Raw genomic sequence first — 13,792 nt, forward strand, 5'->3', positions numbered from 1 at the left:
GATCCACCTTATTTCCTTTATTCTGCTTTTGGGATTTGTATTTTCTGTTCTTTGCCATTGGCGACAAAATAGCCGAACCCTGGGTCCACTTCCGGTTCATGTCGCGTAAATGGCAATGCAAACAAACTTTGTTCCGATTTTTTCATGACGAGGATCGCTTGCCGAACTTGTTTCAGTTCAGTTGTCAGCGCATCAAAACCTTTCGTAAATTCATTTGCGTTTCCTGCAACAATGACACTAAATCCAAGATGGCTGTACCGCTTCATCATCATCGCGATTCGCTCGTGAATTTTACTATCGGCTGACTGCTGAAGCCGAGAAAGGCTATCCGCGACGAAAACAACAGGTGAAAAAGCTTGGGCATGAACATCCGCTTTCCCAATTGCCGCTAAGTACTCTTTCTCCCTCTTCTGCAGTATTCCGCTCGCTTCATCCAGCCAATGGTGCATTTGCTCTTTTGTTTCTATATAGGTAACGTTTTCTTTATTAGCGTATAAAGCAAGGCCGCGGTCCACTCCATCAAACAGCCCGATGCCTGCCGTCGGCTGGGCGAGCAATGATTCCAATATCAATTTGATCGCATTCGTCTTCCCTTTGCGCGGCTGCCCTATTACAAGGCAATGCGGATTGGTTTGTATATGAAGGGAAACCGGGCGAACCGTCTCTTCATCAAGCCCGATTGGAATCAAACCAGGCTGTCGCTGAACGATATACGTTTTCGCAAAGAGCGCAAACGGCAATTGCGCTGGAAGCATTGGAATCGGCTGCGGCTTGCGCATGCTTTTATATTTTTCTGTCAGCTTTGCGATCTCTTCTTTCATATTTTCAAGCACCGCGATGTCATCTTCCCCATCAGCCGGAAGATAAATTTGCGTTAAAACCGCTTGCTCTTTTTTTATGAGCGCCCGCCCTGGAACCGGCTCGACCTCGTACGGAGTTCGTCCAATGATGGAAAACCGTTCCGAACTGTCAAGGAAATAATGAACGATTTTTGTTTTTAAATTGTTCATGAGCGGCGGGCGAACTCCGCTAACCCTTGTTGCCGTTATCATCAAAAATATTCCAAGCGATTGCCCGTCTCGGGCATATTGAATGAGCTGTGTTTCCAGCTCCGGCATTTCTTCTTTGACAAGATCAAAGTTGTCAATCGCGATAAAGATAATCGGGAGCTTTTCTTCAGAAAGCGTGTTATACCATTTAATCGTGCTTACTTCTTTTTCCATGAAACGCTGTTTTCGCTGTTCGATCTCTTCTTTCATTAACTTCATAAATTTCTCAATCTTCTTTTCATCATCGAGCCGAAAATAATCAGCTGTATGCGGCAATTGCCGCAGCGGCAGCAACGCGTTGTTTCCGAAATCGAAAATGTAATAATGAAGCTGTTCTGGACTATAGACGGACGCAAAGCTCATTAACAATGTCATCGCCGTTGTCGATTTCCCATATCCCGCAGAACCAAAAATGCCGACATTTCCATCTTCCATCCATTGATATAAGTAGTCTGATTGCCGCTGCAGTTCCGGTTCATCTTTTAGACCAATTGGAAAATAAACGGTGTCTCGTTCTTGCAAAGCAGGACGATGCAGGCGCGAAGATAACGGCGGCAGCCATGGGCTCGGCAGCTTTTCGATCCCGAGTTGCTGCTGCGTTTTGATAATTTCTTGAACAACCATTTCGATTTCTGTTTTTTGTTTTTTCTTGTTTTTCTTCATTTCCGCGTCAATATTCGAAACCGGAACAAGCCCTAAATCTGTGACAATATAAATCTCATCTTCTGATTCAACGCCTTCTTCCATATACGGCGCACCGCTCCATGCCGATTGAAATAACTCATATACCTCATTATTTCCAACTTGAAGATACGCACGTCCTGTTACCGTAATTGTAGCCGCATCGCCGTTTTTCAATATTTCCTTACTGTCGCTAGCATCTTGCACTTTTAAACTGATGCGAAAGCGGGCATTGCTCCAAATTTGCTCGTCAATGACTCCTTTCGGCTTTTGTGTCGCTAAAATAAGATGGACTCCCAGGCTGCGGCCAATCCGCGCCGCACTCACCAATTCGCGAATAAAATCCGGTTCTTCGCTTTTTAATTCAGCGAATTCGTCAGCGATTAAGAATAGATGGGGAAGAGGCTGTTTCGCTTTTCCTTGTTTATATAACTCCATATAATCATTGATATGATTGACTTCATATCTATCAAACAAGCGCTGCCGCTTTTTCAGCTCACTGTTAATGGAAGCCAGCGCGCGGGCGCTGAAGTTTTTGCTGCCATGAATATTAGTAATCGTCCCTAATAAATGCGGAATGTTTTTAAACGGCTGCGCCATTCCGCCTCCCTTATAGTCAATGAGCAAAAACGCGACTTCATGAGGGTGAAAATGCACCGCCAATGACAAAATGTACGTTTGCAGCAGCTCACTTTTCCCCGATCCTGTCGTCCCCGCGACAAGCCCGTGCGGACCGTGCGCTTTTTCATGCAAGTTCAGCTCCACAACGTCTTTTTTGCCTTTTAATCCAATTGGCACGGCCAACGAGCGCGAAGGCTGATGAATCATCCAATTTTCCTTTATATTTATCTCTTCCGCTTTCTTCACTTGAAGCAATTCGAGAAACGTGACTTTTTCCGGAATAGAATTATGCATCCCTCTTTGATGATCTAAAGAGCGCAATAACCGTGCGAACCGCTCGTTTCCTTCCCGTGTATGTTCATCGAGGGTAAACGGAATATGCGCCGCTTTCCGGTGCTGGATTAAAATTTCTCCATCCCGCTCGTTAATATATTGCACGAGCGTATGAATGTTTTCTGTTAAACTTTCCTTTGTATCGGAAGCAAAAATCACGGAAATACCGACTTCTTCGTTTTTTTCCTCCAAATATTCCAAAATGACATGCTCCGCAATTAAAGAGCGGTTGGCGACGATAAACACAAAATGCGGGGAAAACCGTTTTTTCTCTTTTTCTTCGTCCAAGTCGCGCTCCCTCAACATTTCGTAAATGGACGATAACAATTGGTCACGCGTCTGTTCGTTATAAATAAATCCTTTCGCGAAAGAATTGGGCAGTTGGAAATGCGGAAGCCATTTCATCCATTCCCAATCCTTATAATCCTTTTCAGAAAAGATGGCCACAAACCGTACATCATGGTAACTGTGGAAAAAGGCGATTTGCCCAACAAGCTGCTGAATCTCATGATTAACAATCGCAGTTTTCCCGATCATTCCCATCGCCCCGCTGGACAAATCAATCGTAAGCGGCACATTTTTAACGGTTTGATAAGTTCGCGCCATCTGTTGGGCCTGCTCTAATAAATCGTCGATTTCCCGGTTGGCCAAATCCCCCATACTTACCGACACTTCATAGGTAGATGGGACATCCGCTTTTCCGATGCGAAGATGAAGGAAATCGTCGCTTTCCATCGTTCGTTCCCAAATGCGGTCGCTAATCTGCAAGGCAAGCGATTTCATCTTTTCAAAGGACGGAAAGTGATAATATAGCACGTTTCTTTGTTTCTCGGACAGCGCATGAAGCTCTTCCCGCTTTTGTGTCAAATAATTTGTATAAATGCGCCGGCGCTTCTCTTTCCGTGTTTTGCGATTTTTTCTTTCCCGAAAATATTGCACCGTCGATGTCACCAGCGTTGTCGCAAACATCACGATCGAAATGAGAATAAAGATACCCCGCGGTTGAATGAAAGCAATAATTCCCATCACAAGCAGCATCAGCAACGGCGGTAAAATCATAAGCCATAAGCCGCGCTGATCCCCGTCTCCTTCTTGGCTTGGAAAGGAAATCGCAACCTTTTCGCTCGGCAGTTCATAAATCATACGCGGTGTCCGGTGATAAACAGGATACTTTTTTTTCATTTCCGAAACCGGCGGCACTGTTTCCGTCAGCGAAGATGCTATCTCTTGTCCGCTCGTGACCGATAATAAATCATCCTCTAAAAACACAAATTGTACATACGGACAAAGGATCACATCCCCGTTTTGCAAAGAAACCGCATCGGATATTTTCACGCCATTAAGAAACAGAGGCGATGATCGGTTTGGGATAACGAACCATTCTCCCTTCTGTTTGACAAACGATACCCTCGCCGTTTTTGTTTGAATATCTGCCTGTGGATCAGGAGCCGCCATTAATTCGGTTTTATTGCCAACGTAATAAATGTGTTGTTTTATTTCCTCGTCCAGCCACACGACCGTGATTGTTTGTCCATCCTCATCGACCGTAACGGGAACACACGGCTTCAGCTCTCCAATTCGTTTATCTCCCTGTAGTACCACCATGACAGAAGCATCAGTTTGTTTTCTTATTTCCATATATCCGTTACGAAACAAAAAAGATGGGATGGTGACATCGTGCTCCAGTTTATTTCCAATAAAAACGCAATCTTCTTGTCCTGTCAGCGGGAATAGCTGGCAAATATCTTCATAAAAAATCCATAATTGACTCATCTCATTCCTCTCCTATGATGCTTGTTTATCCATTTTATTCCATTTATTGTTTTGTTTCCACATTGTTTGGCGGCACGCTATTCGATGCAGGCGGCGTATGATTAGGTGCCGGTGTGGTGGACTGCTGCTGGTTTGGCTCTTCTTGCTTTTCTTCTTCTTCCGATTGCTGTTCCTGTTCCTCGCGTTCTCTCTTATATTCTTCTATCTCTCTATCAATTTCTTCTAACTTTTGCTTCTTCTCCTCCCCGGACAACTTTTCATCCGCCTTAATCTCTTCGCGATGTTTTAACAAGCCATACACAATCAGTTCCCGATCTTCCATCGCTCTCGCCAATTCGATCGCCTCTTCGCTTCTCCCCCGGCCGATATAAATCCAATAAAGCAAATACTGCGGGTCTGTTTTCAACGTAATATTATTTAATACTACTTTCCGTTGTTCTTCAGTAAGCGACTCCGTCATGACATAGGAAGAAGCCAGTTCATATTGCACGACATACGGCATCTTTTCTGGAGGGTAATTTTCCAGCGCAGTAATCACGTCGCTATATTTATTCTGTAAAAACAGCTCTGCACTTTGGACATATGCTTTTTGTTTTGGCTGTAAAAAAAAGACCGAATAAAACATATAAATGATAGCAGGAATCAACAAAGCTACTATCGAAAAGAAAATATATCGTTGTACGTTCCATTTTCGTTTTGGAATATGCACAGACGACTGTTCTTTCGCTTCTTCCTCATCCATCCATCGTTCTAAAATGGACAAAAGCGTTTCTAAGTTTTCTGCTTGCAACATTTCCTTGGCAATAGCGGAATATTTTAATGTTTCGTGAAATTTCAAGTATTCTTCGAATTGGTATTGCCCGTCTGTCAATGCCAGCACCGTCGCTTTAACTTCTTGAAGGAGGCGCGCTTCATCCGGCTCATACGGCGGCAGGCTCTCCTTTATTCCAACATGAAGGAAAAAAGGCTCCAACCCGTGATCAAACACGAGATTCTCCGGACAAACAATAAGGATAAACCGGCGACGCGAGTGATTTTTCACTTTTGTGACGAGTTGATATGCCGCTCTTAGCCGGGAAAGCAGCGACTTTTTCCGTACAACTGGAAACGGAAAACACGACGCGGGCGGAGTGATGGTGATTTTCACTTCATCCTCGGATATGTCAATATCCCGCAATAAATAAGAATCGATTTCCTTTACGATCTGCAACTCTAGCGGATGCTGCATTCTTAATTTCGCGCGCTGGAAGATAATCGTATAATGTTTATCCTTTGTCATTACGGCATCGATTTGCGTTTCCAAATAAGTCTTTTTCTCTTCCATAAATAATAGTGCTCCTTTTCTCTTTCTCAATGGCTACAATATCACAATGCGGTCTCCATCGGTAATTCCGCTGTCCTTTAATGTAAAATAGCCCGGGCAGACCATTTGTTTATTGTCCACCCGCACCCAGTAGCCTTCTCTTGGCGGTGCCGATATGCTTTTTAACTGCCAAACGATATCAATGAGCTTTTTGATCGAATAAAAATTGGACAGGCGAAGGTCAAATATATCCTCTGTATAATGCCGAAGATCGATGGTCACTTGAATATACATAACAATAATCCTCCCAATATAGAAAAAAGCGCCATAATCTTCTTAAGATTTGTAGCGCTTTTTTCCAAACATATCGCTCTTTATCCACGGATTTGGCTGGCGATTTGCTGATCTGTTTCTTCCAGAATCGTAGCGGAATTGTGCAATTGTTGCGCGATTTCATTCAATAGTACAGCCATTTTTTCAAATGATGGGCGCAACTCGTGATACTGCTGGATAAATGCTTCGCTGGAAGCACCTTCCCAAATTCCTTGCAGCACATTGCTCATTTGATCCAGTCTTGAAATTAATTCCGTGACATTAGAGCTTTCCGTATTATATTGTCTTGCGACTCCGCGCAACTCTTCCGGTGTTAGGCGAATCACTCCCGACATTTTCTCTCCCCCTGTATCCATATTTTCCCTTATATTTTAACGAAAAAAAGAATATTCAGTCAACAATATATAGGCAATTATATAAAAATAAGGATATAATACCAATTTTTAAATAAAATACACTTATCCATATAAGCCTTTTTCCTTAATGGGATCATAAAAAAATAAAAAAAACAGGAAAAATGAACCGTGATTATCTACTTATCTTCAGCAAGATCATCACATCATAGGACAAGGCAATTCGCTGCCGATTCATATCGGCTAGCAAATCGCTGTTATATCGCGCGGCTTTGTGCATTTCGTCCTAGAAATCCATATTTTTTACTAAATTTCTGCCTATGTGCTTAGCTATCTCATCCTTAATGGAGTTTGTCATGTTTCCTTTTTTCTTCGGATCCCCGTGCCGGCAGCTTGCGGAAAATGACAAAATTCATAAAAAAGCATGGTGAAAAACATGCATTCCCCGTTTCACCATACTTGCGCTGTTGTGATTATTTTCGCGCTTTAAACTGTTTCAAGCGCTGGATCCACTCGTCTCTTGTTTTATCTGGCATCGCCTCTCCTAATTTTGTATATCGTACAAGATATAAATCATCTCCTTGAGCAAACAAACGAGCCACTTCATGTTGATCATCTTGCACTTTCGCATCTTTAACAATGAATTCATATATTTCTTCCTGGCCTGTTGACTCAAATGTATGGAAGGTGAAGTGTCCGTTTGTCGCTTCGGCCAGCGCTTGTTTATACGCCTCTAGCCAGGATTTCAGTCCAACTGTTGAATTCATTTTTTCAAAACGATGTATCGTATATAGCTCCGTCCAGTTTTCAACACTTTCGCCCTCCAACACAAACTCCCAAATGGATTCCCCGTTAGCTGAGTCAAAGTGGTCAAGCACCCATTTTCGCTCATCAAACTTTAAATCCATTTGTTCGATTTGGTTCTTTCCATCTTGCCCATTTGTCTCCAGCGGATTGCCATTCTCATCTAAAAAAACGCTCTTTGTCATTACCGTGTTGTATATTTTCCATGTCCCTTTTTCAGGACGCAACACATGATAGCCAGTTATCTCGTTATCTCGAAACGCAGGTCCTTCGATTTTTACTGTCTTTTGTGTAAACTTCACTTTTGCTTCTTTCTCCGATTTTTCCATCACTTCAACATTGGATATCTCCGTTTTCAATTTATACGCTTTGCTGATTTCCTCTACCAATTTTCTGCTTTGTTCATAAAGAGGGGACTGCGTATGGATTGTTTCCATATATTTATCCACATTTCCCTCATCAAACGCTTTCAAATTATCATCAATAATAGCAATTAATTCTTTGTCGGACGGAATTTTTACCCGTGTTTCGCTTTCTTCCCCCGGTTTTTTGCTTCTTGTTTCCTCATGAGTGCATCCGAATAACACCAGGCTTACAAGCATCGTGATGGCCGCTAAAACGGCTCGGTATGTTTTCATAATCATTCTCCCTTCTGTTCTTGAAAGCACCATCTTATGGACACCTTTTTTCTTTTTCCATTCGAAACTGCATCATCATTTTCCCATGTATATGCATATTACCTTTTCTTTTCCCGAATGATGACATCATAATACAAAGTGATATGTTGTCCCCTCATATCATTAATCATGTTTGTATATCGCTGAGCGGCAGTATTCATTGAGTTTTTATACAGATCATTGGATAATAGATTCCTTTTTTGATACTGCTCAACCGCTTCATTGGTTTTGTCGATGATTTGCCCCCTTCCACATTTCATTTCCTGATGAATCAAATGAACCAATTCCGCGAACCCTCGCACCCCGCTCACCGCATACAATAGATCCTCTTCGGCGGTCAGATGATGAATCGAACGCTCGTCGATTTGCTTTTTGTAGTATTCTTCCGCAAAGGATTTAAGCTTGGAAGGGGGGATGGAGTAGATTAAGTTGTAATCTGACAATATATTTGGAGTAAATTTTTTAGCTAATTCATATCGAAATCTTTTATCTATATATGCCAGTTGATACGCACTGGGCGGTGCATCGTTAATGACATACACTTGGCTAAATCGATGTTCAGTGAGCTGGATCATTTCAGCGTGGTTCCCGCCCTGCGAATGACCCAATCCGATTTTTTTCAGTTCGATTGTTTGACCTTTACGCTTTAATTCTTCGGTAATGATTTGTGTTACTTTTCGGTCAAATTCCAATGCATCTCTATATTGGCTTCTGCTTTGTCCAACGAAAATCCCCAAAGCATTGTACGCCCAATCCAGTGGTTTCCATGTATCTTTTTCCCGTTTTTCGCTTCCTCGTGCGATGGTATACATTTGATTGATTCCCTTTTCTTCATCATAAAAATGAATAATCGTCCCGTCAAAGCCAGAATCGTTGACGTTTACATTTCTAAAGTCTTCCGAATGATAAACATGGATTTGGGCAGGGGGATTGCTTCCTGTTTCTTCAATGTAGATGCGCCTGATTTCCTCCGCAGTCAAATGTTTGTATTCCAAACTCATCACTCTTGCCCGCAAGAGATCTGTATCCAAAACCAGTTTCTGAGACACGGTGCTCCCACCTCCATATCCCTCAATCGTGAAATTCAATGGATTTCATCAACATTTTTGCCCTTTCTTCCTCTTTGTCCACATTGATATGGCATCCCCGGTCAGCATCCTTGCAACTGACCCCATATATAAATTGTACCCCTTGGTGGCTATGATTTGATTTTATATAGGCAAAAAATTTATAAACAATATCTTTCTTGTTATCTACAGATATATGTTGTTCATTTTTGGCAAAATAAATGGTACTGCGGTCAGCTTCTATCTTTGTGTATTCCCCATTATAATCGGCATCAGCTGATAACAAAAATAGGTCCGACTCAATATCTTCTGTCCTTAATCTATTTTCATATACCATATCAATATCGTATATGATATTCTCCTGCTCTCTCACTCCCGCAATAACGGAAGATTCATAATATTTGTCATGCTTTTCATACAATCCTCTGTTTATTTTCGCGTCTTTCGGAAACCACATCGTAAAACCGCCGGTTTTTGACTTAAATAAGTAATACCCCTCCTTCACTTCTTTTGGCGAGACCATAAATTCCCGGGTAAACTCGTCTTGAAATGCCACCGTATCCGGCAACTTCTCTGGTTGAGCTTTCGAATCCATCTCACACCCCCCGATCAATATTAACGCCAATAGCAACAAGTTCCTCCATCTCTTAAGCAAACGATGTTCTCCTTTCCCAATTATCTCCATTCTCTCTATACGTATCATATGTCAGCAGAATGTTCAACAAAAAATGTTATTATATCCATATTTAAGCAAAAAGAACTAGAAATCCGTGTGATTTTAGGCGGGAATGCAGATATTTTATGACTTAAGGCCTTGTTGCTGAATTGGAAAAATAATGTGGAGACTGGCTCTATATGTTTATTGAAGGGCGGTACACGCGGAATCTAGGAGGAAAAGGCTCACTGTCTGTCTCTTTGCTTTCCTCTGCGGCGAAGATAAAAGCACAAAATTTACTTTATTTTATATATCCAAGCGAATTCATGAAATTAAGTAAGTTATAAATGTTTTTTGTTGGAAGGTAAGGTGCTATATTTATGAAAAAAGCCGGCATCTGCCGGCTCCTTGATTATTTATATACTTTAACTTTTACTGTTCTCACACCCCATTGGATAGCTTTTGCTTTTGTTGGCATGAATACGTCAATTTTGTTGCCTCTGATTCCGCCTCCTTTATCAGCTGCAACCGCATAGCCGTAACCTTCCACATAAACCTTTGAGCCTAACGGAATTACCTTTGGATCAACGGCAATAACTTTCAGCGAAGGATTTTTCTTTAAATTTAAGCCTGTAGCCGTTATCCCGCTGCACCCTTTGCAGTTTACTGTATAAGCATATGCTTTAACGGTGATTGTTTTGTACGCTGCTGTTTTGGCTGCCGCCTTTTTTACTGTTGTTTTAGCAGCCGCTTTGGTTGTCGTTCCTGAAATCTTTAAAACCTGCTTTGGTTTGATCAAATCGCTTTTAAGGTTATTCCAGCTCTTAAGCTGGCTGACAGTCACTTTATGCTTTTTAGCTATATCCCAAAGAGTGTCACCACTTTTTACCTGATATGTACCGGCTGCCGATGCAGCTCCTGAAAATCCAAATGCTAGAAAGAATGATGAAGTAATAGATAATAGTAATTTTTTCAAGATACTGCCCCCCTTACTTAAATTTCTTCCCCTTGCTTAAATTCGCAACAACAGAATATCAATAAAATGTAACAATTATGTTTCATAGAGTTAGTAATTATATTACAAAATGAAAACATAATTGTTTCTTGGCTTTTAGTTCCGCAATCATCCGATAGACCGTATTAAAATTGCTGAAAATTTCTTAATATGAATAGCCCAGAAAACTTATTTCAGAATAACAACCAAGCACACTTTTAAACTATCCAGCCCAATCATCTAAGAAAATACTCTCTCTAGAGAGCAACAAAAAAGACAGATCTATAATTGATCTGCCTCAGCTTGTCAGCTTTGTCTACAAACTGAAAACATGGGGCAAAACCCATGTTTTCAAACTGTTGAAGAATATCTTTGAATCCATTTCAGCACCGCATCCGGAACCGGCTGTAGCTGCGGACATGGTCTGCCTAACAAATATCCTTGGCCGAAATGAACGCCAAGCCGTCTTACTATTTCCAACTCCTCAAAAGTCTCGATTCCTTCTGCAATAATTTGGCAATTGATTTTCTGCGCAAATCCTGCCAGCGTCTCCAACAAAATTTCTTTAATCTTGTCGCAGCCGATATGATGAATAATCGAACGGTCAATTTTAATGTAATCGGGGCGCAATTCAGCAATTGCTTGCAAAGAAGAATAGCCCGCTCCGGCATCGTCAATTGCAATTTGGTATCCCTGGTTCCGATAATGATCTAACGCTTTCGTGAAAGACGCGTAATCATCGATGGACTGGCGCTCTGTAATTTCAAACACAACGTTTTGTGGTGTCAAATTCATCTTTTCGAGGAAGGCCAATGTCTGTCCAGGGGTAAACTGTGGATCGTGAATCACATTGGCATTAAGATTGATGAATAATTTCCAGTTCGAATCGTGTGGCAAAAATCCCTCAATTGCCCGCTGACGGGCGGCTGTTTCCAATGCATACAGCTGATTTTCTTTTTCCGCAAATTCCCACAGGCGATTCGGCGTCGCAAAATAACTCGCCTGCGGACCGCGCGCTAGCGCTTCATATCCATAGATGCTCCCAGTTGAAAGAGAGATAATCGGTTGATAATGAGCCGCTATCTTACGCCTTGCAAGTATATCACGAAATTCCATCTGCAAGTGTCTGAATTCCGCGTCCGTTTTGCTTCTCGCTTCGTGAATTGCTTCTTTGATCGCATCATACAGCAAGCTTTCGGCTGTTCTTCCTGTGCTAGGATCCAACACCGCCGTCCCAGCATAAAGTTCAATCGAATCGCCAGACAATGCGATTGATTCATTTAATTTCTTTCCAAACATGGTGCTAATCTCATGCGCCAAGCGAAGCAAACCCATTTTCGCCCAATTTGCATCTCCCCGCTCCGCACGGACAAACAACAAAACATCATCGCCAAACATTCGGTGGGTCAACAAACCGAATGAGTCGGACATTTCCGCTTCGAAAATCAATTGTTTCCATACTTCAAGCAGCTTTTGGCACGCTATTGGCCCATGTCTTTTTTCTATTTCCCTAAAACGTTTTATATCTAAATAAATAAGCCCTACAGGATGTTTGTTTAAATATTTATCTATTTTCGCCGTAAGATTTTCGCTATTCAGGCTGTCGGCGAGCAACATAATGGAAGCAAGCTGATCCGCCATCCTTAAGGCCCCTTTCGAACCAAAACAGCACATTGCTGATGTGTTTAACATTATCATAACATAGCCGGTATTGCGGAATCTTAAAGGTTTTGTAAATGTTTGTTAAGTTTGTGTGCATCTATTAGACCAATCCCTAAATGCAACTCCTCAGCCCAACGGACTTATACTTTTCATCACATCTTTTGCTAACAACATCCTCTAACTGAATCGCTACGTATCCCTTTTTTTACAGAGATAGACAGGCTGGCTTCGTACGCTTTTAAAAAAAATTGCCCCGTTCCATAAACCATAAAAAAACGGACTCGCCATCCGGCAAGTCCGTCGGTTGATGTTAAATATGCCAAGACACATGATTGCACAGAAATACGGAAGGTGCAGATAAACCGATCTCACTGTGAAAAAAACTCTTCAATGCATCATCAAAGCTGTGCAAAATTTTCCCAAAAACTTGGGATTCTTTCGGATTCCAAAAAATAAAAAAGACCGCAAACGCAGTCATACCGAGGGTTTCGTGATTTTCAACCTGAAACGATCGGATATCAGAATGGAGACGGTGGGAGTCGAACCCACGTCCAGAGATATCGCCACTTAAGCATCTACGAGCGTAGTCGGTATATTTGCGTTTCGCTGCATCTTCCGCCTACCGACAGGCCTCCGAGCAGCTAGCCTGATTGTTCTCTTCCCTTGTCCTCAGGCGGCGGACTCGGGCGTAGCCCACTCGCTATGAGCCCCTGAACCGCCACGTGGGCGATGGCGGAAGGAGCTAGCTGCGTTTATTAGGCAGCTAAAGCGTAGTTTTCTTTGCCAGTTATTTTTAGGTGACGTTTTTTACGAGGACGTCCCCTCGGCTCGCAGCTTAAGCTCGATCTATCCCTGTCGAATCCGTATCGTCCCCGCGATCGAGAAACGATGACGAGCAATGAAGCTTTGGATAACTGGCCTTTGCATTATTCATTATAACATAATGCGCGTCATTTTCAATTGTGAAGTTTTGGAATCATATTTTTTGCCGCTCGCGGAAAGCACGTTCAATTTCCCGTTGTGCTTCTTTTCGTTTCATATCTTCGCGCTTATCATATTTTTTCTTCCCTTTGCCGACTCCCAGCAACACTTTGGCAAAACCGTTTTTAATATACAGCTTTATCGGCACGAGCGTATAACCTTGTTCCTTTGTGTAGCCAATCAGCTTATTAATTTCCCGGCGATGAAGAAGGAGCTTTCTTGTCCGCAATGGGTCATGGTTGTAGCGGTTCCCTTGTTCATACGGGCTGATATGCATATTATGAAGAAATACTTCTCCTTTTTCAACTTTCGCAAACGAATCCTTTAAATTTACTTTTCCGGCACGAATCGATTTAATTTCCGTTCCTTTTAAGACTATCCCTGCTTCATACGTTTCTTCGATAAAATAATCGTGATGCGCTTTTTTGTTTTGAGCTATCAGTTTCCCTTCACCTTTCGGCATACCGCGCTCTTCCTCCTCTTATAGCGACAACTATAATTTTAGC

General features: G+C 42.1%; 10 protein-coding genes and 1 other RNA gene. All 11 read right to left on the reverse strand.

The window, feature by feature from the left end:
- Positions 1 to 17: 17 nt before the first annotated feature.
- Entirely contained in the window at positions 18 to 4,457 is a 4,440-nt protein-coding gene (gene essC, locus AOT13_RS00670) for a type VII secretion protein EssC (RefSeq protein WP_042384532.1), read from the reverse strand.
- A 43-nt stretch (positions 4,458 to 4,500) separates the two neighbouring features.
- Positions 4,501 to 5,781: a type VII secretion protein EssB gene (gene essB, locus AOT13_RS00675; protein WP_042384535.1), complete on the reverse strand. Its 1,281-nt coding sequence runs from the start codon at positions 5,779 to 5,781 to the stop codon at positions 4,501 to 4,503.
- A gap of 33 nt (positions 5,782 to 5,814) precedes the next feature.
- Complete coding sequence (gene yukD, locus AOT13_RS00680) at positions 5,815 to 6,054, reverse strand: ESX secretion system protein YukD (protein ID WP_003248135.1); 240 nt, start codon at positions 6,052 to 6,054, stop codon at positions 5,815 to 5,817.
- Positions 6,055 to 6,134: 80 nt separating this feature from the next.
- Positions 6,135 to 6,428 carry a WXG100 family type VII secretion target gene (locus AOT13_RS00685; RefSeq protein ID WP_003248133.1) on the reverse strand — a complete coding sequence of 98 codons (294 nt, stop codon included), beginning with the start codon at positions 6,426 to 6,428 and terminating at the stop codon, positions 6,135 to 6,137.
- Positions 6,429 to 6,919: 491 nt separating this feature from the next.
- Positions 6,920 to 7,921, reverse strand: coding sequence for a hypothetical protein (locus AOT13_RS00690; RefSeq protein ID WP_042384538.1), 1,002 nt, complete (start codon positions 7,919 to 7,921; stop codon positions 6,920 to 6,922).
- A 65-nt stretch (positions 7,922 to 7,986) separates the two neighbouring features.
- Positions 7,987 to 8,922 (reverse strand): DUF6792 domain-containing protein, encoded by a 936-nt coding sequence (locus tag AOT13_RS00695; protein WP_335645868.1) that lies wholly within the window; start codon positions 8,920 to 8,922, stop codon positions 7,987 to 7,989.
- 76 nt (positions 8,923 to 8,998) lie between these two features.
- The gene (locus AOT13_RS00700) at positions 8,999 to 9,589 is read right to left on the reverse strand and encodes a hypothetical protein (RefSeq protein ID WP_042384543.1); all 591 of its coding nucleotides are present in this window, start codon (positions 9,587 to 9,589) and stop codon (positions 8,999 to 9,001) included.
- A 472-nt stretch (positions 9,590 to 10,061) separates the two neighbouring features.
- On the reverse strand, positions 10,062 to 10,625 hold the full coding sequence (locus AOT13_RS00705) for a 3D domain-containing protein (protein WP_013876255.1): 564 nt from the start codon (positions 10,623 to 10,625) through the stop codon (positions 10,062 to 10,064).
- A gap of 369 nt (positions 10,626 to 10,994) precedes the next feature.
- Positions 10,995 to 12,284, reverse strand: coding sequence for an EAL domain-containing protein (locus AOT13_RS00710; RefSeq protein ID WP_013400013.1), 1,290 nt, complete (start codon positions 12,282 to 12,284; stop codon positions 10,995 to 10,997).
- A 542-nt stretch (positions 12,285 to 12,826) separates the two neighbouring features.
- Positions 12,827 to 13,179: a transfer-messenger RNA gene (gene ssrA / locus AOT13_RS00715) on the reverse strand.
- A gap of 102 nt (positions 13,180 to 13,281) precedes the next feature.
- Positions 13,282 to 13,749 carry an SsrA-binding protein SmpB gene (smpB, locus tag AOT13_RS00720; RefSeq protein WP_003248121.1) on the reverse strand — a complete coding sequence of 156 codons (468 nt, stop codon included), beginning with the start codon at positions 13,747 to 13,749 and terminating at the stop codon, positions 13,282 to 13,284.
- Positions 13,750 to 13,792 lie beyond the last annotated feature (43 nt).

This window comes from Parageobacillus thermoglucosidasius (assembly GCF_001295365.1).
GTDB lineage: Bacteria > Bacillota > Bacilli > Bacillales > Anoxybacillaceae > Parageobacillus > Parageobacillus thermoglucosidasius.